The organism is Embleya sp. NPDC020886, from assembly GCF_044333915.1.
Classification (GTDB): domain Bacteria; phylum Actinomycetota; class Actinomycetes; order Streptomycetales; family Streptomycetaceae; genus Embleya.
This window is the reverse complement of the sequence record NZ_JBIRRX010000003.1, coordinates 20,055-39,422: the sequence shown is the minus strand read 5'-3', so window position 1 is coordinate 39,422 and position 19,368 is coordinate 20,055. Positions and strand designations below refer to the sequence as shown.

The 19,368-nt window shown below is 72.9% G+C and carries 14 protein-coding genes; 8 read left to right on the top strand and 6 right to left on the bottom strand.

The window, feature by feature from the left end:
- Positions 1 to 141: 141 nt before the first annotated feature.
- The gene (locus ACH4U8_RS11185) at positions 142 to 3,735 is read left to right on the top strand and encodes an amino acid adenylation domain-containing protein (protein WP_395777068.1); all 3,594 of its coding nucleotides are present in this window, start codon (positions 142 to 144) and stop codon (positions 3,733 to 3,735) included.
- A 143-nt stretch (positions 3,736 to 3,878) separates the two neighbouring features.
- Positions 3,879 to 6,578, top strand: coding sequence for a SpoIIE family protein phosphatase (locus tag ACH4U8_RS11180; RefSeq protein ID WP_395777067.1), 2,700 nt, complete (start codon positions 3,879 to 3,881; stop codon positions 6,576 to 6,578).
- On the opposite strand, the gene ACH4U8_RS11175 is transcribed toward ACH4U8_RS11180, so the two are convergent.
- Entirely contained in the window at positions 6,575 to 6,913 is a 339-nt protein-coding gene (locus ACH4U8_RS11175) for a GNAT family N-acetyltransferase (protein WP_395777065.1), read from the bottom strand. The two genes, ACH4U8_RS11180 and ACH4U8_RS11175, sit on opposite strands and share 4 nt — an antisense overlap.
- A gap of 96 nt (positions 6,914 to 7,009) precedes the next feature.
- On the opposite strand from ACH4U8_RS11175, the gene ACH4U8_RS11170 reads away from it, so the two are divergent.
- Positions 7,010 to 7,507, top strand: a complete 498-nt coding sequence (locus ACH4U8_RS11170) for a carboxymuconolactone decarboxylase family protein (RefSeq protein ID WP_360321498.1) — start codon at positions 7,010 to 7,012, stop codon at positions 7,505 to 7,507.
- A gap of 46 nt (positions 7,508 to 7,553) precedes the next feature.
- On the opposite strand, the gene ACH4U8_RS11165 is transcribed toward ACH4U8_RS11170, so the two are convergent.
- From ACH4U8_RS11165 to ACH4U8_RS11155, 3 genes are all read right to left on the bottom strand, one after another.
- The gene (locus ACH4U8_RS11165) at positions 7,554 to 9,659 is read right to left on the bottom strand and encodes a SpoIIE family protein phosphatase (RefSeq protein WP_395777063.1); all 2,106 of its coding nucleotides are present in this window, start codon (positions 9,657 to 9,659) and stop codon (positions 7,554 to 7,556) included.
- 220 nt (positions 9,660 to 9,879) lie between these two features.
- Positions 9,880 to 10,233, bottom strand: coding sequence for a hypothetical protein (locus tag ACH4U8_RS11160; protein WP_395777061.1), 354 nt, complete (start codon positions 10,231 to 10,233; stop codon positions 9,880 to 9,882).
- 80 nt (positions 10,234 to 10,313) lie between these two features.
- A complete protein-coding gene (locus ACH4U8_RS11155; protein ID WP_395777059.1) occupies positions 10,314 to 10,889 on the bottom strand; it encodes a hypothetical protein in 576 nt (191 codons plus the stop codon).
- Positions 10,890 to 10,999: 110 nt separating this feature from the next.
- On the opposite strand from ACH4U8_RS11155, the gene ACH4U8_RS11150 reads away from it, so the two are divergent.
- Positions 11,000 to 11,818 carry a sugar phosphate isomerase/epimerase family protein gene (locus ACH4U8_RS11150; protein WP_379987959.1) on the top strand — a complete coding sequence of 273 codons (819 nt, stop codon included), beginning with the start codon at positions 11,000 to 11,002 and terminating at the stop codon, positions 11,816 to 11,818.
- 97 nt (positions 11,819 to 11,915) lie between these two features.
- On the top strand, positions 11,916 to 13,466 hold the full coding sequence (locus ACH4U8_RS11145) for a GMC family oxidoreductase (protein WP_395777057.1): 1,551 nt from the start codon (positions 11,916 to 11,918) through the stop codon (positions 13,464 to 13,466).
- A gap of 21 nt (positions 13,467 to 13,487) precedes the next feature.
- On the opposite strand, the gene ACH4U8_RS11140 is transcribed toward ACH4U8_RS11145, so the two are convergent.
- Positions 13,488 to 15,623 carry an MMPL family transporter gene (locus ACH4U8_RS11140; protein WP_395777055.1) on the bottom strand — a complete coding sequence of 712 codons (2,136 nt, stop codon included), beginning with the start codon at positions 15,621 to 15,623 and terminating at the stop codon, positions 13,488 to 13,490.
- A 161-nt stretch (positions 15,624 to 15,784) separates the two neighbouring features.
- On the opposite strand from ACH4U8_RS11140, the gene ACH4U8_RS11135 reads away from it, so the two are divergent.
- The gene (locus ACH4U8_RS11135) at positions 15,785 to 16,003 is read left to right on the top strand and encodes a hypothetical protein (RefSeq protein WP_360321477.1); all 219 of its coding nucleotides are present in this window, start codon (positions 15,785 to 15,787) and stop codon (positions 16,001 to 16,003) included.
- A gap of 294 nt (positions 16,004 to 16,297) precedes the next feature.
- Positions 16,298 to 16,654, top strand: a complete 357-nt coding sequence (locus tag ACH4U8_RS11130; protein ID WP_360321474.1) for a hypothetical protein — start codon at positions 16,298 to 16,300, stop codon at positions 16,652 to 16,654.
- Between the two features lie 91 nt (positions 16,655 to 16,745).
- Here ACH4U8_RS11130 and ACH4U8_RS11125 read toward each other — a convergent pair whose 3' ends face one another.
- Entirely contained in the window at positions 16,746 to 18,032 is a 1,287-nt protein-coding gene (locus ACH4U8_RS11125; protein ID WP_395777053.1) for a serine hydrolase domain-containing protein, read from the bottom strand.
- Between the two features lie 119 nt (positions 18,033 to 18,151).
- Here ACH4U8_RS11125 and ACH4U8_RS11120 point away from each other — a divergent pair, with 119 nt between their 5' ends.
- A complete protein-coding gene (locus ACH4U8_RS11120; protein ID WP_395777051.1) occupies positions 18,152 to 19,327 on the top strand; it encodes an epoxide hydrolase family protein in 1,176 nt (391 codons plus the stop codon).
- Positions 19,328 to 19,368: the final 41 nt, after the last annotated feature.

Here is a 19,368-nt window from a genome sequence, read left to right as displayed (position 1 = left end):
CTGAACAGTCGAAAAGCCTTGCCTGACTTAGGTTTGCCTACCCTATATTTGTGACGCTCGAGGTGAGTGTCAAGAACGAGTCGCCCGGGCGACGCCGGCACTCGTGTCCTGTGGACCCATTCGCGATCGAAGGAGAACGGCGTGCGGCTGACCGTCGAGGACGTCCGGCGCGACGTGGCGCAACTGCTGGAGGTGGCACCGGAGTCCCTGCGCGACGAGGACGACCTGATCGCGCTGGGGCTCGACTCGCTGCGGCTGATGCGGCTGGCCGGGGGCTGGCGCCGCAGCGGCGCCCGGGTCACCTTCGCCGACCTGGCGACCGTCCCGACCGTCGCGGCGTGGATCACGCTCCTCACCGGCGACACCGAACTCCCGCCGACCGCGGCGCCGACCACACCACCGCCCGCACCGCGACCCGAGCCCACGCCCGAGCCGGCGGCCGAACGCACACCGGACTCCGGGCCGTTTCCGCTCGCGTTGATGCAACACGCCTACTGGATCGGCCGCTCCGAGGGACAGACGCTGGGCGGGGTCGCCGCGCACCTGTACACCGAGTTCGACACCGAACCCGGCGGCGCGGTGGACCCGGCCCGCCTGGAAGTCGCCGCCCGCGCCCTGGTCGCGCGCCACCCCATGCTGCGCGTACGCGTCACCGACGACGGACGGCAGGAGATCCTGCCCACCGGACCCGACGTGCTGCTGCGGGTGTTGGACCTGCGCGACGCGGACCCGGCCGGCGTCGCCGGCCGCCTGGAACGCATCCGCGACGAATGTTCGCACCAGATGCTCGACATCGAATCCGGCCGGGTGTTCGACCTGCGGGTGACCCTGCTGCCCGGCGACCGCAGCCGGTTGCATCTGGACGTGGACATGGTCGCCGCCGACGCGCTCAGCTACCGGGTGTTGCTCGCCGACCTCGCGCTGCTCTACACCCACCCCGAACCGGCCCCGCCCGCACTCGACTACGACTACCGCAGCTACCTCGCGGCCCGTCCCCCACTGCGCCGCGCCGCCGCCGAACGAGCCGCCGCGTACTGGCACGAGCGCCTGCCCGACCTGCCCGGCGCACCCGAACTCCCGCTGCGCAACCCGCTACCGGCCGACCTGACCCGGGTGACCCGGCGCCACCTGTGGTTGAGCCCCGAGGAGCGCGGCCACTGGTCGGGCCGCGCGCACGCGCACGGGGTCACCCCCGCGATGGCCTTCGCGACCGCCTTCGCCGCCGTGCTGGCCGCCTGGAGCGCCACCCCCCGATTCCTGCTGAACGTGCCCCTGTTCGACCGCGAGGACCTGCACCCGGACGTGCCGCGCCTGGTCGGCGACTTCACCGGGTCCGTGCTCCTGGACGTCGACATGTCCCAGCCGCGCTCCTTCCTCGACCACGCCCGCACGGTACAGACGCGGATGCACCACGACGCCGCCCACGCCGACCACTCGGGCCTGCACGTGCTGCGCGACGTGGCCCGCGCCCGCGGCGAACAGGTGCTGGCGCCCATCGTCTACACCAGCGCGCTGGGCCTGGGCGAACTCTTCGACGCCGAGGTACGCGGCCTGTTCGGCGAACCGTCCTGGATCGTCTCGCAGGGCCCGCAGGTGCTGCTCGACGCGCAGATCACCGAGGTGCGCGGCGGCCTGCTGGTCAACTGGGACGTGCGCGAGGACGCCTTCCCGGACGGGGTCGCGGACGCGATGTTCGGCGCCTACCGGGAGTTGCTCACCCGGCTGGGCAACGCGGACGCCGACTGGCGCGCGCCGGTCCCCGAACTGCTGCCCGCCGCGCAACGGGCCGTCCTGGACCGGGTGAACGCCACCGACGCCGCGCGTTCGCACCGCGCCCTGCACGACGGCTTCTTCGCGCACGCCGCGACCCGGCCGCACGCCCCCGCGCTCGTCTGGGGCCGCGCGGACGACGACGGCGGCACCCTGACCTACGGCGAACTCGCCGAGCGGGCCCGGCGGGTGGCCGGCGCCCTGCGCACGCGGGGCGTCGGGGCCGGCGACACCGTCGCGATCACCCTGCCCAAGGGCCCGGACCAGATCGTGGCGGCCCTGGGCGTGCTCTCCGTCGGCGCCGCGTACGTCCCGATCGGCGTCGAACAACCGCCCGCCCGCCGCGAACGCATCCACCGCACCGCCCGCGCCCGACTGGTCCTGGACGCCGACGGCAACACCGGCGGATCGCCGCACGCCGCCGCACTCGCCCTCCCCGAGGCTCTCGCCGAGGCCCCCGCCGAACCCCTCCCGACCGCAGGCCCGGCCGCCGACGCCGACGCGGTCCCCGCACCGCCGACGCCGACCGTCGACGAGGAGAGCATCGCCTACGTGCTGTTCACCTCCGGATCCACCGGCGAGCCCAAGGGCGTGGAGGTCCCGCACCGCGCCGCGATGAACACCATCGACGACCTGGTCGAGCGGTTCGCGCTGGGCCCGGACGATCGGGCGCTGGGCCTGTCCGCACTCGACTTCGACCTGTCCGTGTTCGACGTCTTCGGCCTGCTCTCGGTCGGCGGCGCGGTGGTCCTGCCCGCCGACAAGGACCGACGCGAGGCCGGCCGCTGGGTCGACCTGGTCCGCGAGCGGCACGTCACCGTCGTCAACTGCGTACCGGCCCTGCTCGACATGCTGCTCACCGCGGGCGCCGCGGCCGACTCGGCGGGCCTGGGCACCGACCTGCGCGTGGTGCTGCTCGGCGGCGACTGGGTCACCGTCGACCTCCCGAGCCGACTGCACGCACAAACCCCCGACTGCCGCTTCGTCGCCCTCGGCGGCACCACCGAGACGGCCATCCACTCCACCGTGTACGAGGTGCCCGCGGGCACCGAACTCCCGCCGCACTGGCGGGCCGTCCCGTACGGCACCCCACTACGCAACGTGCGCTGTCGGGTCGTGGACGCGGTCGGCCGGGACAGCCCCGACCGGGTCCCCGGCGAACTGTGGATCGGCGGCGCCGGCGTGGCCGCCGGCTATCGCGGCGACCCCGAACGCACCGCGGACCGTTTCCACGAGGTCGCCGGACACCGCTGGTACCGCACCGGCGACCTGGCCCGGCGACTGCCGGACGGCACCCTGGAGTTCCTCGGCCGCGCGGACCATCAGGTCAAACTGCGCGGCTTCCGGATCGAACCCGGCGAGATCGAGGCCGCGCTCGACGCCGTCGCGGGAGTGCGGCGCGCGGTGGCCGGCGTGCACGAGGGCGCCCTGGTCGCCGCGGTCGTCGCCGAACCGGAGGTGCGTGCGGACCGGTTGCGCGCGGCGGCCGAGAAGTCGCTGCCCGCGCACATGATCCCCGAACACATCGTCCTGGTCGACGAACTGCCGCTGACCGCCAACGGGAAGGTCGACCGTCGCGCCCTGGCCCCCCTCTGGGGACGTCGCCCCGTAGGCCCCCCGCCCGAACCGCCGCGCACCGACCTGGAACGCCTGATCGCCTCGATCTGGCAGCAGTCCCTGCCCGCCGGCTCCCGCGAACTCGGCCGCGACGACGACTACTTCGCCCTCGGCGGCGACTCGATCCTGGCCACCGCCATCGTCGGCCGGCTGCGCGAGACCCTCGGTTCCGACAAGGCCACCGTGCGCGCGATCTTCACGTCCCGCACCATCGCCGCCCTGGCCACCCACCTGCGCGCCCACGAGAGCACCCCCGACCGCCTGGACCGGGTCGCCCACATCCATCTCCGCGTGGCCGCCCTGTCCGACGAAGCGGTCTCCGCCGCCCTCGGCTCGGCCCCGGCCTGACCCCGGCCGGCACCGAGCCTGCTCCCGTCGCCCACGCGGCCGGAGCAGGCCCGGCGACCGCGCGAGCAACCACCCGCGACCGCCTCGACGGGCGTGACATCCCGTTTTGGTCAGACCCCGCCGAGCGGGGTAGAACGATAGACATGGCCGACGGTTTCGGCCGATTCCGGGGCGCATCGGTTCAGCCACCGCCCGACAGGCGCCCGAGAAGCGTCGCCGGGCAGGTCTTCGTACTGCAAGTGGTCATCGTGGTGCTGCTCGTGGCCGGCGCGGTGCTCGCGCTCGTCCTGCAATCCCGGTACGACAACGACCAGGAGGCCCGGCAGCGGGCGCTCTCCGTCGCGCAGACGTTCGCCCACGCTCCCGGCCTGCCGGCCGTACTCCAGAGCCCCGACCCCAGCAGCGTGCTGCAACCGCTGACCGAGGCCGCCCGCCGGGAGGCCGACGTCGACTTCATCGTGGTGACCAGCCCCGAGGGGATTCGCTACACGCACCCCAGACCGGAACTGATCGGGCAGCGTGTCGTCGCCACCATCGCCCCGGGCCTGGCCGGCCGCACCATCGTGGAAAGCGTCTACGGCCCGCTCGGCCACGAGGAACAGGCGGTCGTACCCGTCATCGACGCCGACGGCACGGTCCGGGGTCTGGTCATCGCCGGGCTCAAGGTGGAGAACGTGAGCGGCGTGCTCGACCGGCAACTGCCGATCATCCTGGGCACCGCCGCGGCCGGCCTGGCGGTGGCCACCGGCGGAACCGCGCTGGTGACCCGGCGGCTGCGGCGCCAGACCCACGGCCTGGACCCGGCCGAGATGACCCGAATGTACGAACATCACGACTCGGTGCTGCACGCGGTCCGCGAAGGCGTGCTGATCGTCGGCGACGACGGGCGCCTGGTGCTGGCCAACGACGAGGCCACCCGGCTGCTGGAACTGCCGCCCGACGCCGAGGGTCGACGGATCACCGACCTGCCCGATCTCGACCCGGAGATGGCCCGGCTGCTGGCCTCCGGCCGCCCGATCACCGACGAGGTGCACCTGGCCGGCGGCAGGTTGCTCGCGGTCAACCAACGCGCCACGGACCGTCACGGCGGCCACGGGAGCACGGTGGCGACCATTCGCGACTCGACGGAGCTGACCGCGCTCGCCGGCCGGGTCGAGGTCGCGGGCGGGCGACTCAGGCTGCTGTACGACGCGGGCGGATCCATCGGCACCACCCTCGACGTGGTGCGCACGGTCGAGGAACTCGCCGAGATCGCCGTCCCCCGGTTCGCCGACTTCGCCACCATCGACGTGGCCGACCCGGTCCTGGAGGGCGGCGAGCCGACCGGCAGCGACGCCAGGATGCGCCGGATCGCCGTGCGCGGCGTCCGCGACGATCACCCCCTGTACCCGCGTGGCACGCTCATCGACTTCGTCTCCTCGACCCCGCAGGCCCGCGGGCTCGACAGCGGCCGACCCGAGATCGTGGCCGACCTGGCCGGCGCGACCGGCTGGCACGCGCAGGACCCGGAACGGGCGGGCGCGATCGTCGCGTACGGCATCCATTCGCTGATCACCGTCCCCGTCCAGGCCCGGGGTGCGGTGCTGGGCGTGGCCAACTTCTGGCGCCTGGAGCGACCCGAGCCGTTCGACGAGGAGGACCTGTCGCTGGCCGAGGAACTGGTCGCCCGAGCCGGGGTGAGCATCGACAACGCCCGCCGCTACACCCGTGAACACACCCTGGCGGTGGCCCTGCAACGCAGCCTGTTGCCGCGCGCCCTGCCCGAGCAGGCCGCACTGGAGGTGGCCCACCGCTACCTGCCCGCACAGTCCGGGGTCAGCGGCGACTGGTTCGACGTGATCCCGCTCTCCGGCTGCCGGGTGGCGCTGGTCGTCGGCGACGTGGTCGGGCACGGCCTGCACGCCGCCGCCACCATGGGCCGGCTGCGCACCGCCGTGCACACCTTCGCCACGCTCGACCTGCCGCCGGACGAACTCCTGGACCACCTGGACGACCTGGTGGCCCGGATCGACCAGGACGAGACCGAGTCCGCGGTCGGCACCGGCATCATCGGTGCCACCTGCCTGTACGCGATCTACGACCCGGTGTCCCGACGCTGCACGATGGCCCGGGCCGGACACCCACCGCCCGCGCTGGTCGACCCCGACGGCCGCGTGCACTTCCCCGACCTGCCGGCCGGGCCGCCGCTGGGGCTGGGCGGCCTGCCGTTCGAGACGGCCGAGTTCGAGGTGGCGCGGGGCAGTTCGCTCGTGCTCTACACCGACGGCCTGATCGAGGACCGCACCCGGGACATCGACGTCGGCATGGAACTGCTGCGCCGGGCCCTGGCGCACGCCGGCCGGTCGCCGGAGGACAGTTGCCGGGCCGTACTGGCGGCGCTCCTGCCCGCTCGCCCCAAGGACGACGTGGCGTTGCTGATCGCCCGCACCCGGGTCCTGGGAGCCGACCGGGTGGCCGACTGGACGGTGCCCGCGGATCCGGCCGCCGTCGCCGGAATGCGCGAGGCGGTCTCCGCGAAGCTGGACGAATGGCGGCTGGCGGAACTGTCGTTCGGCACCGAACTGATCCTCAGCGAATTGCTCACCAACGCCATCCGCTACGGCACCGAGCCGATCGGGGTACGGCTGTTGCGCGACCACTGCCTGATCTGCGAGGTCACCGACGGCGCCAGTACCGCACCGCACATGCGCTACGCGGCCGGCATGGACGAGGGAGGCCGAGGGTTGTTCCTGGTCGCCCAGGTGGCCGCGCGCTGGGGCACGCGCTACCTCCCGGACGGCAAGATCATCTGGGCGGAGCAGGCACTGCCGACGCCGCCCGACGACGCCGAGACCCAGCGTTAGCCGGCCGCCCCGTCCAGCCATTGCAGGATCTCCGGCGTCACCGGGTCGGCGATGTCGGCGAACTCCCGGTGCTTGCCCAGGAATTGCTTGACGTAGGGGCAGACCGGAACGATCCGCCGGCCGCCGGCGCGCACGTCGTTCAGCGCCTCCCGCACGAGCACGGAGGCCAGCCCTCGTCCGGCGAAGGCGTCGTCGATCTTCGTGTGGTAGAAGACGCGCTGCCCACCCCGGTCGTGGTACATCGTGACACCGGCGAACGTGCCGTCGATCCGAATCTCGTAGCGATCCCGGTCGGCCACGTGTACGACGACGGGCGCCACACCCTGATCGGTCATCCGCGTTTTCCTTTCCCGTCAGAAAGTTCCAGTTTCAACAATCAAGGAATCGATGATAGGACGAGCGACGAGAGATCGCGCGACGAGGGAGTGCACGTGACGGAAGCGGCAGTGGCGACCACCGGCGGACGGGTGTTCGTCGACAAGCGAAGCCCGCGAGCGTACAAGGCGTTGACCGGCACCGCCGAGGCCGTGCGGGAGGCTGCCGCCGAGGCGGGCCTGAACCGGCCGCTCGTCGAGCTGATCAACATCCGGGTGTCCCAGCTCAACGCGTGCGCGTTCTGCCTCGACCTGCACACCCGCACCGCCCTGCGCGCGGGCGAGACGGCCCAGCGCCTGGCCGTGCTGCCGGCCTGGCGCGACACCGCGTTGTTCAGCGCCCGGGAGCGGGCGGCCCTGGCCCTGGCCGAGGCCACCACGCATCCCGCGGACGCGGGCGCCCAGGAAGTCGCGTACGCCGCGGCCCGGGCCACCCTGACCGACGACGAGATCTCCGCGGTGATCTGGGTGGCGATCACCATGAACGCCTTCAACCGCGTGTCCATCATGAGCAAACACCCCGTACGCCCCACCGTCCCGACCCCTTCGACCTGATCCGCGACGAATACCGCACGAGCGACCCGACCCGCGACGAGCCCGGTCAATCGAGGCCGAGATCCCACACGTCCGTGGCCGGCGAGATCTCCTGCTCGGCCCAGATGGTCTTGCCGCTCTGCTGGTAACGGCTCCCCCAACGCCGGGTGAGCTGCGCCACCAGGAACAGCCCGCGCCCGCCCTCGTCGGTGGAGCGGGCCCGGCGCAGCCGCGGTTGGGTGTTGCCGGCGTCGGAGACCTCGCAGATCAGCACGTCCCGGCCGCGGACCAGGCGCAGCGTGACCGGGCCGTGTTCGCCGTATCGGATGGCGTTGGTGACCAGTTCGCTGACCACCAGTTCGGTGGTGAACACCAGGTGCTCCAGGCCCCAGACCGCGAGTTGCGCGGTCGACGACTCGCGGGCCCGGGCCACCTGTTCCGGATCGGCGGGCAACTCCCAGACCACGCTGTCCTGCTCGGGCAACGGTCGCACCCGGGCCAGCAGCAGGGTGGTGTCGTCCTCGCGCGCTCCGGTCGTCGCGGCGTCGAGCAGTTCGCGCCCGACCTTGTCCAGGTCCCGATGGGCGAGATCGCTGTGTTCGAGCCGATCCAGGAGGCGGCGCATGCCCGCGGCGAGATCGTGGTCGGGTCCGGAGACCAGGCCGTCGCTGTACAGGAGCAGCACGCTGCCCGGCGCCAGGTCGAGTTCGGCGATCTCGAACGGCATGCCGCCGACCCCCAGCGGCGGGCCGGCCGTCAACTCCACGAACCGGGCGCGCCCGTCGGGCCCCAGCACCGCCGGCGGCGGATGCCCGGCCGAGGCCATCCGGCACCGCCCGGTGACGGGGTCGTATTCCGCGTACAGGCAGGTGGCACCGGTCGCCTCCGCGGCACCGCTCGGCCGGATGGGGAAACGCTGGACCAGGTCGTCCACATGGGCCAACAGTTCGTCCGGCGGCAGGTCCATGTCGGCGAGCGCCTGAACGGCGGTACGCAGCCGGCCCATCGTCGCACTGGCCTGGAGGCCGTGCCCGGCCACGTCGCCGACCACGAAGGCCAACCGCAGCGAGGACAGCGGGATCATGTCGTACCAGTCGCCGCCGATGCCGGCCGAGGAGGACGTGGGCAGGTAGGCCGCGAAGGTCTCGGCGGCCGGTTCGTCGGTGCCCTCCTCGGGCAGAAGGCTGCGTTGCAGGGCCAGCGCGACGTTGCGTTCGCGGGTGTAGCGGCGGGCGTTGTCCACGCTCAGCGCGGCCCGCGAGGCGACCTCTTCGAGCAGCCGGGCATCGCCCTCGTCGAAGGGTTCGCGGCGCTCGGTGCGCCACAACTGCACACTGCCGAGGGCGTGGCCGCGGGCGAACAGCGGTACGGCCAGCAGGCTGTGGGCGTTGTCGGGTACCACCCCCACGGCGTCCGCCGGGAGCACGTCGAGTCGCGGGATCAACAGGGTGGCCCCGGACTCCATCGCCCGGATCGCCGGCATGTCGGGCGGGACGGGCAGTCGTTCGCCGACCTGGACCAGCGCCGCGGGCCACGCCTCGCCCGGGTGTGCCACGCCGGCGCGGACCTCTGAGGTGTAGCCGGTCGCCGGGTCGACGGCGGGCTCCTCGCCGGCCAGGACCGACTCGGCCAGGTGTACGGCGGCGAAGTCGGCCAGGCGCGGCACGAACAGGTCGGCGAGTTGTCGTGCGGTCTCGGCGACGTCCAGGGAGGCGCCGATGCTCTCGGAGGCTTCGCGGACCACGTCGAAGCGGGTTTCGGCGCGTACCAGCTCGGTCGTGTCGTTCATCGTGACGAGCAGCCCGAGCGTGTGTCCCGTCGTGCGCTCGACCCGCAGGATGCCCACGCCCAGGTGCAGGAGCGTGCCGTCGGCGGCACGGGCGGGCAGCAGTTGCCAGGCCCGCAGGGCCGGCCCCGTCGGGGACAGCGCCCCGACCAGGGCGGACGCCGGCTGGTCGAGGCCGAGGCGGGTGAGGGCGGCCCGCATGTCGTCCCCGCGGCTCATCGGGGTGCGCGGGAAGAGCTCGACGCTCGCGTTGGTGGCGATGATCCGCAGGTCGGCGTCGACGGCCGCGAGGAGCATCGCCCCCTGATCGAAGACGGCGTGCGCCAGCGGGACCGTCCACTCCGCGGGCAGCTCGAAGTCGGACGCGCCGTGACCGTCTTCCGTCACCCTTCGATCCCTCCGGACACCGAGGCCGATTTGCCCAGTATCTACCACTTGGGCCGACCGTATACACGATCCCCGAACCGAGCCGGACCACGTCTTCCGCCGCCGGGCCCACCGGGGCGACACCCCGCCGTCACCGAACTCCCGCACGAGGTCGGCACGATCGACCACCTCGACGACGACCTCCGCCGCACGCCGGCGCCCGAGGACCACCCGCACGGACCTACCCGGCCGTCCCGAACGGCCCCGGTCGGCCCGATCCCGGTCGGGCGCGGCTCGGGAGCAGCGCCTCGCCCGCCGAGCGACGCGCTGCCGCGTCCACGAGCGCGCGCACCCGCGCCGCCGAAACGACCATGCCGGGCGTACCCGGCGTCCGGCGCAGGAACCTCTCGACGCCCACGGCGGGCACCTCGCCGAGGTGGGGCCGGATGCGGACCGGCGTGTCCGGCTCGCCGCGCCAACTGTCGGCGCGCGAGCCGATGTCCACCGCGTCGCAACCGAGGGCGGGCGACACCGCGGTGGCCTCGGCCCGCGCGTCGTCGCCCGGCGACGGGCAGGCCGCCGCGGTCCGGGGCACCTGCGGGCCGGGCCGGGGAGAACGGCTTCGCGAACCCGCGAACCCGTAGGGCGGGTCCGCGGATCCCCCGTCCGCACGCGCTACGTCGTGGTCGACCCGGGGAGGTGCCACTGGAGTTCGATGTGTTGGCCGAGGGCGATCAGCCCGCAGGCGACGACATCGGTGCGGACGAACGCCTGGACCATCGTGTCCGTCGCGGCGTCGGGGTCGCCGGGGCGGAAGACGGACACCACCTCGATCCGGCCCGCGAGGTCTCCGCCCGGGCGCCCGGCGGCCTCGACCCGGGCCAGTGCCGCGTCCAGCACCTGCTCGGACGGCAACCGCAGCCCGAAATGATAGGAATACTGAGGATTGGCCCGCATATGCGCCATCCACGATGCCTGCGCCCGGGCCAACGGCCCCTCGGCGCTCGCGACGCCCAACTGCTGCTCGAAGGCCCACTGCTCGGGAGTCACCTCCGACGCGTAGAGCACGTTGGCGCGGTAGTCGCTCACCGCGGGTTCGACGAAGGCACTGAAGAAGTGGCCGCCCCGATCCAGGACGCGGCAGCCCAGCAGTTCGAGCACCCGCCGGGCCTGCGCACGCTCACCGGGCCGATGCAGCAGTTCCACGTGGCTGATCCGCCGGAGTCCGGTGTCGTCGTCGGGTGCGGCCATGCGGGACTCCTGGCGGGTGGCGGCGGGCGGGCCGGGCGGCGGCCGGATTCCGGACCGCCGCCTGGTTTCATAGCTATCATGGTTATGATAGCGCTCACAAGGAGGTGTCAATGCGCTACAGCTTCAACACGTTCAACCATTCGACGTATTACGGACTCGCGCCGTCCCTCCCCCACCAGATCGCCGCCGCCGCGTCGGCCGGCTACGACCACATCGGCCTCGACCTCCCCTCCGTGCTGGCGCACGAACGCGCCGGCCTGACCCCGGCCGATCTCGCCGCCTGCCTGAAGCAACACGGCCTGACCTGCTACGAGTTGGTCCCGCTCTCGATCTCCGCGGACCCGACGAGGACGCTGCACAGCCTGGAACAGGTGCTTCGGGTGGCGCGGTTCCTGCGCCCGGCACAGGTGTTGTGCGTGGTCACCGGCGAGATCGACGACGCGGTGGTGGCCAATACCGCCCGATGCGCGCGGGCCCTGGCCGCGGCGCGGATCGGCCTGTCGCTGGAGTTCCTGCCCACCCGGGACATCGACTCGATTCCCGCCGCCATGCGGCTGCTGGATCGGGTCGCGGACCCGAACCTGCGCCTGGTCGTGGAGAGTTGGCACTTCTTCCGGGGGCCGAGCACGTGGGCGGACCTGGCCGCGCTGCCGGCCGGGCGGATCGGCTTCGTGCAGTTCGCGGACGCGCCCGCGCCGATCTCGGACGACGTGCACCACGAATCCATGCACCGCCGGGTGTTGCCGGGGCAGGGCGTCCTGGAGCTCGACCGGTTCTGCGCGGCGCTGTCGGCGAAGGGGTACGACGGCGTGGTGAGCGTCGAACTGCTCTCCGACGTCTGGCGGGCCGCCGACCTGGACATCTTCGCCGCCGCCACCCTCGCCGCGACCCGCGCGACCTGGGAGACCGCGGCGGCCGGCCCCGGGTAGGCCGCCGCCCGCCGGATCACGCCGGGCGGGCCGGGCCGACCGGTCGTGTCCTCGAACAACATGCTCGATCCGTAGTCAGGAAAGTGGAGGAGTTCGCATGTCAGCCAGCCAGGTGAAGCCCGATACCGGGAACCGGACCGCGTCCGACCGCCGATACTCGGGAGGCGCTCCGGGCACGTTCGACGTGATCGTGGTCGGCGCGGGCTCGGCCGGATGTGTGCTGGCCGCCCGGTTGTCGGAGCACCCGGAGCGGTCCGTGCTGCTGGTCGAGGCCGGGCCCGACCATCGCCCCGACGCGTTGCCGGACGAACTGCGGCACCTGTCCCGGCCGGTGGCCTGGCCGTACAACTGGGGCGACCGGGTCGCCTCGACCGGCGGGCGCACGCTCCATTACGCGCGTGGGCGCGGCGTCGGGGGTTCGTCGGCGACCAACGGGGCGGTGGCGCTGCGTCCGGAGCCGGCCGACTTCGCGGCGTGGCCGGAAGGTCTGCGGTGGGAGCGCATGTTGCCCTACCTCAACCGGATCGAGCACGACCTGGACTTCGGCGACGAGCCGCACCACGGCGACGCCGGACCGATCCCGATCGTGCGGCATCCGGAGGCGGACTGGACGCCGTTGCAGCGCGGCTTCGTCGACGGATGCGTGGCGGCGGGCCTGCCGTTCTGCCCCGACCACAGCCGCCCCGAATCCACCGGGGTCGGCCCGATCCCGATGAATCGGCGCGGCACCCGGCGGGTGTCGAACACCGTCGCCTACCTCGACGCCGCCCGCGACCGGCCGAACCTGACGGTGCGCGGCGACGCCCACGTGCGACGGGTGCTGCTCACCGGCGGTCGCGCGACCGGCATCGAACTGGCCGACGGCGAGCGGGTGTACGCGGGCCGGGTCGTGTTGTCCGCCGGGGTCGTGCAGAATCCGCTGCTGTTGTGGCGTTCGGGCGTGGGCCCGGCCGCCGGCATATCCGCGCTGGGCATCGAGCCGGTGCACGAACTGCCCGCCGTCGGCGACGGCTTGAGCGATCACATGGTGGTGTCCTATCGCGCGGCGGTGCGGCCGGACGCGGTACCCGACGGCGGACCGACGCTCCAGACCCTGGCGCGCGCGACGGCCCGTCCGGGCGGGGAACGCGTGCACGACCTCCAGTTGACCCCCGTCGCCCGGCGCAACCCGGACGGCACGAGGGAGATCGAGATCAGCGTCGCCCTGCAACTGCCCGACGGCTTCGGCTCGGTCGCCCCCACCGGCGACGCACCGGACGCGCCGGCCCTGATCTCCTGGCCGTTCACCGCCGACCGCGACAACCTGGAACGGCTGGCGATCGGGGTACGGCTGGCCGCGCGGGTGGTGGCCGCATCGGGCCTGGCCCTGGACCCGGCCGGCGTCCGGGCCGTGGCGGACACGCCCGACGACGTGCTGTGTCCGTCGTTCGCCGACTCGCACTACGCCTTCTACCACGGCGTCGGCACCTGCCGGATCAGCGGCGATCCGGCGGCCGGCGTGGTCGACGCGGACCTGCGTGTGCACGGCCTGAGCGGCCTGCACATCGTGGACGCCTCGGTCGTCCCGACGGTCCCGCGCGCCAACACCCACCTGCTGGCCACCGCACTGGGCGAGTTGGGCGCGGACCTGATCGCGGCGGCCGGGTAGCCGGCTCGGCGCGCCGAGCCCTCACGGACGTCGGTGGCTCGGCGGCGCCGAGGTGCGCCGGGCGTCCCTGCGCCACAGGGCGCTCGGCCACCACATGCGCTCGCGCAGGTCCAGGATCAGGGCGGTGACCACGACCGAACGCACCACCAGCGTGTCCAGCAGGACACCCAGCGCCACCGCGAAGCCGATCTCGGTGAAGCCGACGATCGGCAGCGTGGCCAGGGCCGCGAAGGTGCCGGCCAGGACCAGGCCGGCCGAGGTGATCACGCCGCCGGTCGCGGCGAGCCCGGTCAGCGCGCCGGTACGGGTGTCGCCGCGGATGCTCTCCTCGCGCACCCGGGTGGTCAGGAAGATGTTGTAGTCGATCCCCAGCGCGACCAGGAAGACGAAGACGAGCAGCGGGAACGAGGTGTCCTCGGCGGGGAAGTCGAACAGGTGCCGGAACGCCAGCGCGCTGACGCCCAGCGCCGCGGTGTAGGACAACACCACGGTGGCGATCAGCACGACCGGTGCGACCAGGGCACGCAGCAGCAGCGCCAGGATCACCAGCACCACCGCGAGGATCACCGGGATCAGCAACTGCTGGTCCCGGGCCGAGGCCCGGTTGCTGTCGAGTTGGGCCGCGGTACCGCCGCCCACGAGGGCGTCGGCCTGCGGCACCGCGTGCACGGCGGCCCGGGCGTCGTCGACGGTGTCGCGGGCCGCGCCGCTGTCGGCGGCGTCGACCAGGGTCGCCTCCACGTACGACCGCCCGTCGCGCTCCGCCGGCACGCCCGGCGGCACCCGCACACTGTTCGGCACCACGCCGGAGACCCCCGCCAGCGACGCGCGGACGCCGTCCATCGCACCGGCGTCGGCGATCACCTGGAGCGGCTGCCCGGTCCCCGCCGGGAAGTAGCGGGCCTGGACCTCCTGGCCGACCACCGAGTCGGGCTTGTCGGTGAAGCTCTCGGCGGTGGTGAGCCCGGTGGCGTTCAGCGCCAACAGGCCCAGGGACAGTGCGGCCAGGATCGCCGAGGTACCGATCCACACGGCACGCGGCCGGCGGGCGATGCGTCGCCCGATCCGGGCCCACCGGCCGGTCTCCGTCGGCTCGGGCGAACCCAGGTGCGGGATGGCCGGCCAGAAGATCCACCGCCCGACGATCAGCAGCACCGCCGGGAACAGGGTCAGCATCGCCAACAGAGCCACCGCGACACCGACCGCGGCGACCGGCCCGAGACCGTTGGTCGAGTTCATCTCGGCGGCGAGCAGGCAGAGCATGCCGACGATCACCGTCGAGGCACTGGCGATCACCGCGGGGCCGGCGCGGTGCAGGGCGAGCGCCATCGCCTCGTGCCGGTCCTCGTGTCGGCGCAACTCCTCCCGGTAACGGGCGACCAGCAGCAGCGCGTAGTCGGTGCCGGCGCCGAAGACCAGGACGGTCAGGATGCCCGCGCTCTGCGCGTTGACCACCAGGGACGCGTGCCGGGCCAGCACGTAGACCACCGCCTGCGCGGCGACCAGCGCGCCGACCACGCACACCACCGGGATCACGAGCAGGGTCGGGCTGCGGTAGGTGAACAGCAGGATCACCACGACCACGCCCAGGGCCGCGAACAGCAACGTCCCGTCGATGCCCTGGAACGCGTCGCTGCTGTCGGCGGCGACACCGGCGGGGCCGGTGATGTGCGTTTCAAGTCCGGTGTCCGGGTTGGCGTTCACGATCGCGCGGAGGTCGTCGACGGCCTTGGCGATGCTGTTCCAGCCGTTTTCGCCGAAGGTGATCGGCACCAGGACCAGCGCGGCGCGCGCGTCGCCGGCCCGGTCGGGAACCGGACCCTGCACCTGGGTGCCGAGGATCCCGTGGTCGTCGAGGGTGCGCATCCGCGCGGCGTCGGCGGCGATCGTCGCGTCGTCGGCCGGGGTCAGGCCCGAGTCGCGGGCGAACACCACGACGGCGGTGACGTTTTGCGGCAGGAACGCCTTCGACTGGTCGACGACCTTGGTCGACTCGGCGTTGCCGGGCAACCACGCGGAGGCGTCGTTCTTCTCCGCGTCCATCAACTTGCTCGCGGCCGGCCCGGCCGCGGCCAGTACCAGGATCCAGAGCACGAGAATGATCCACTTGCTGCGCCGGCCACAGACCAGCCGCGCCACTCGCCCCGCTCCACCCATCCCCGACACCTCCACCGCTCGGAGAACGTCCCGGTGTCGCCCGAGGTGCACTCTCCTCAGGATGGCACCGGGCATCGCATCACGCGTCCGCTGGAGCCGCGCCGGCCTCCCGGGGCCGGCGGCGGTGGCCGAACGAACCGGGGTGCGCGACCGTGGAAGGCATGAGCGACAAGGCGCACGGCCGCTTCGACCTCGTCGTCGAGGCGTATCGCCCGGGTGATTCGTACCGGCTGGTGATGCTCGCCGACGGCACCTACCGACAACTGCACACCCGCCGGGAGCTGGACGACCTCGCCGCGCGGCTCGGCCTCGATCCGGCCGACCGGGACCGGGTCGCCTGGGAGGGCGGCGACGAGTGGCCGGCGGACCACGCGGGGTGACACCGGCGTCGAACGGCAACCGGGCGACGGGCCTGCACCGAGGCCGATTTCACATGCCCGCAGCACAATTGCCGGCCGATTCGCATGGCGGTGTGATCCGCCTCCGGCTACGCTTCGGCGTCCACCGGAGGTGCAGGCGCCGGGGCCGGGGCGGCCGGCTGTCGCCGGGTCCGGTGATTCCCTCGTTTTTGTCTCGTTTGCGTATCGGACCGTGCGCGGACTCCCGGCGTGCGGTGGACTCGATGAAGCGGAACGGCCCGCCCCTGCGGGCGTGTTCTTCGACGTGGGATGGGGATGGGGGAGACAGTGACCGACACCTGGGACTGTGAGTGTCTGGTGGAGCAGGGCCGTGCGCGGGTGGTGGTACCGAGGATCGTGGACGCGTCCGTCGCGCATCGCCTGCGCAAGGACCTGGTGGCGCGCATCAACGCGTTGAGCGACGACGTCGTCGCGGTGACGTTCGACCTGATGGACACGCAGGTGCTGGACGATGCGGGAGCGGCGGCGATCGCCTCCGCGTACCGACACGCCTTCCTGCTCGGGCTGCGCCCCACCTGGCGGGCATCGGCACCGGACACGCGCGCCGCGCTGCTCGGCGCGGACGGCGAACTCCGCACGGGTGAGCACGCGTTGGACGTCCACCCCGGGTAACCGGGCGGTTCCGCGCGCACGGATCGCGGGTGCGGGCCTGCGCGCCCGCACCCGGTTCCGCCTTCGCCCCCGAGTCACCGGGGGCGCGAGGCTAGGTGGCCGTGCCCGGGAAGACCTTCGAGAAGACGAGTTTGGTGAGTTCGTCGGCCGGCGCGTTGCCGTCCGGCGACTGGTTGAGGTTGACCAGGACCACGACCGTCGCGCAGGACTGCGGGTTGTACCCCACGAAGCTGTTGTAGCCGGGCAACTGGCCGTCATGGCCCAGGAATCCGCCGAAGTTCGCGATCGCGAGCCCGTAGCCGGGCGCGCCGGGTCGGTCGGAGGTGGGCACGAAGGTCAACCGCTCGCGCTGCAGCTCCGCGTCGAGCAGAGTGCCGGTGGCCAGGGCCGGGGCCCAGCGCAGCAGGTCGTCGAGGGTGGATACCGCGGCGCCGGCCGACCAGGCCCACGAGGGGTTCGCGTCGGTGACGTCCTTGGGGTTGCCGGCCGACCAGTCCGCCCAGGCCGCGTCCTTGCCGGTGAGCACCGGCGCGGTCAGGCTCGCCACGTTGCCGATGAACTCGTAGCCGTGCGCGTGTGGGAGCGGCAGCCCGGAGTCGTTCGCCAGGCTGCTCTCGGACATGCCGAGCGGCTCGAACACGCGTTGGCGGAACAGCTCGGCGAGCGGCTGCCCGGTGAGCTGCTCGGCGATCAGTCCGAGCAGGATCGTGTTGGTGTTGGAGTAGTGGAACCCGCCCCCGGGCGGGAAGTACGCGGGATGCGCGAACGCGATCGCCAGCAGCTCCTCCGGGGTCCACACGGTTTGCGGGTGCTCGTCGAGCGTGCGGTTGAAGCCGGGATCCTCGCTGTAGTTGTACAGACCGCTGGTCATTTGCAGCAGTTGCCGGATGGTGATGTGTTGCCCGTCGGGTACGTCCGGCCGGAAGGCGGCCACCGGGTCCTCCAGGGACAACCGTCCCGCCTGGACGAGTTGCAGGATGATCGTCCCGGTGAAGGTCTTCGTGATACTGCCGACCCGCATGTGGTCCGCGGTGCGGATGGGGGTCCCGTCGGCCAGGTTGCCGGTGCCCAGGGTCGTGGTCCAGGTGCCCCATTCGGGGGTCCGGATGGAGACGATCGCGCCGGGGACGCGCAGTCGCTGCATCAGGGCGACCAGTTCGGGGGTCAGGGTCTCGGCGAAGGGCGGCGCCGGTTGCGCGACGTCGGCGAAAGCGGGCGATCGCGTCGGGATCGAGGTGCCCGGCGCCGGGACGGCGGCCGTCAGGCTCAGCAGCGTCGCCGCCGTCACCGCGGCGAGTCGGGCCCGGCGCCGGGCCGGCCCGGTGCGGCGCGGACGTTGTTTCGGGATCCGGGGCGGACGCGACAGTCGGATGCGCACGTGGGGTCCGTTTCGTTCGAGAGCGTGGGCCCCCAGACATACCCGGCACACCGGCGGCGCGGCCGATGTTGCGCCACCGGTGGGCGTGTTCACGCTCGGGCCCGGTTAGCATGCGTTCCATGTCGGATGCCCTGCCTCGCCCCGAGCCTTTCGTCTCGCAGACCGCGCCCGCGGCGTCGGAGGACCTGCGGTCGCGGTTGCGCGCGACGCGCCTGCCGGATACGCCCGAGGAGGCCGGGTGGGCGCTCGGGACCGATCTCGACTACCTGCGCGAGCTCCTCGCCTACTGGGCGGACGGCTTCGACTGGCCCGCGCAGGAGGCGGCGCTCGCCCGGTTGCCCCGCTTCCGGGTGCCGCTCGGCGGCCTTCGGACCCACTTCGTGCATGCCCGGGCGGTCGCGCCGACCGGGCCGGTGTTGCCGTTGGTGCTCGGCCACGGCTGGCCGGACTCGTTCTGGCGCTACACGAAGGTGATCCCGCTCCTCACCGATCCCGGCGCGCACGGCGCCGATCCCGCCGACGCGTTCGACGTGGTGGTGCCGGACATGCCGGGCTTCGGATACTCCGACCGCCCCACCGGCGCGGCACTCGACACGATCGCCGTCGCCGGCCTGTGGGCCGAACTCATGGACATCCTGGGCTATCCGCGCTTCGGCGCGGCCGGCGGCGACCTGGGCAGCCACGTGAGCCGCTACCTCGCGCTCGACCACCCCGACCGGGTCGTGGCCGTCCACCGTACGGACGCGGGCCTGCCCTTGTTCACCGGTGACCCGGCGGACCTGGCGCCCGAGGAACGCGCCTGGCTCGACGAGGCGATCGCCTGGGGCGGCACCGAGGGCGCCTACGCCGCGATGCACCGCACCAAGCCGCAGACCGCCGCCGTCGGACTCAACGACTCGCCGGCCGGGCTCGCCGCGTGGATCGTCGAGAAGCTCCGGGGGTGGAGCGACTGCGCCGGCGAGGTGGAGCGGTCCTTCACCAAGGACGAGATCCTCACGAACCTCTCCCTGTACTGGTTCACCGAGACGATCGGCTCGTCGATGCGCATGTACCGGGCGAACGCCGCGATCCCGCTCGAGCAGCACGCCCGGCGGGTGGAAGTACCCTCCGGATTCTCGCTCTTCGCCGGTGACGTCGTGCGCCCGCCGCGGGCCTGGCTGGAGCGCATGACGAACGTCGTGCGAGTGACCGAGCCCCCGCGCGGCGGGCACTTCGCGGCGTTCGAGGAGCCCGAGCTGTACGCGGAGGAGCTGCGCGCGTTCTTCCGGCCCTATCGGGCGGCGCTGTCGCGGTAGCCCCGGGCCGGTGTTGCGGTGTCGATGGTGCGCGCCGGGCG

Coding starts and splice junctions, on each gene's coding strand:
- ACH4U8_RS11150 (WP_379987959.1), top strand. CDS start 11,000: ATGCGCTACAGCTTCAACACGTTCAACCATTCGACGTATTACGGACTC.
- ACH4U8_RS11140 (WP_395777055.1), bottom strand. CDS start 15,623: ATGGGTGGAGCGGGGCGAGTGGCGCGGCTGGTCTGTGGCCGGCGCAGC.
- ACH4U8_RS11135 (WP_360321477.1), top strand. CDS start 15,785: ATGAGCGACAAGGCGCACGGCCGCTTCGACCTCGTCGTCGAGGCGTAT.
- ACH4U8_RS11155 (WP_395777059.1), bottom strand. CDS start 10,889: ATGGCCGCACCCGACGACGACACCGGACTCCGGCGGATCAGCCACGTG.
- ACH4U8_RS11130 (WP_360321474.1), top strand. CDS start 16,298: ATGGGGGAGACAGTGACCGACACCTGGGACTGTGAGTGTCTGGTGGAG.
- ACH4U8_RS11180 (WP_395777067.1), top strand. CDS start 3,879: ATGGCCGACGGTTTCGGCCGATTCCGGGGCGCATCGGTTCAGCCACCG.
- ACH4U8_RS11120 (WP_395777051.1), top strand. CDS start 18,152: ATGTCGGATGCCCTGCCTCGCCCCGAGCCTTTCGTCTCGCAGACCGCG.
- ACH4U8_RS11175 (WP_395777065.1), bottom strand. CDS start 6,913: ATGACCGATCAGGGTGTGGCGCCCGTCGTCGTACACGTGGCCGACCGG.
- ACH4U8_RS11145 (WP_395777057.1), top strand. CDS start 11,916: ATGTCAGCCAGCCAGGTGAAGCCCGATACCGGGAACCGGACCGCGTCC.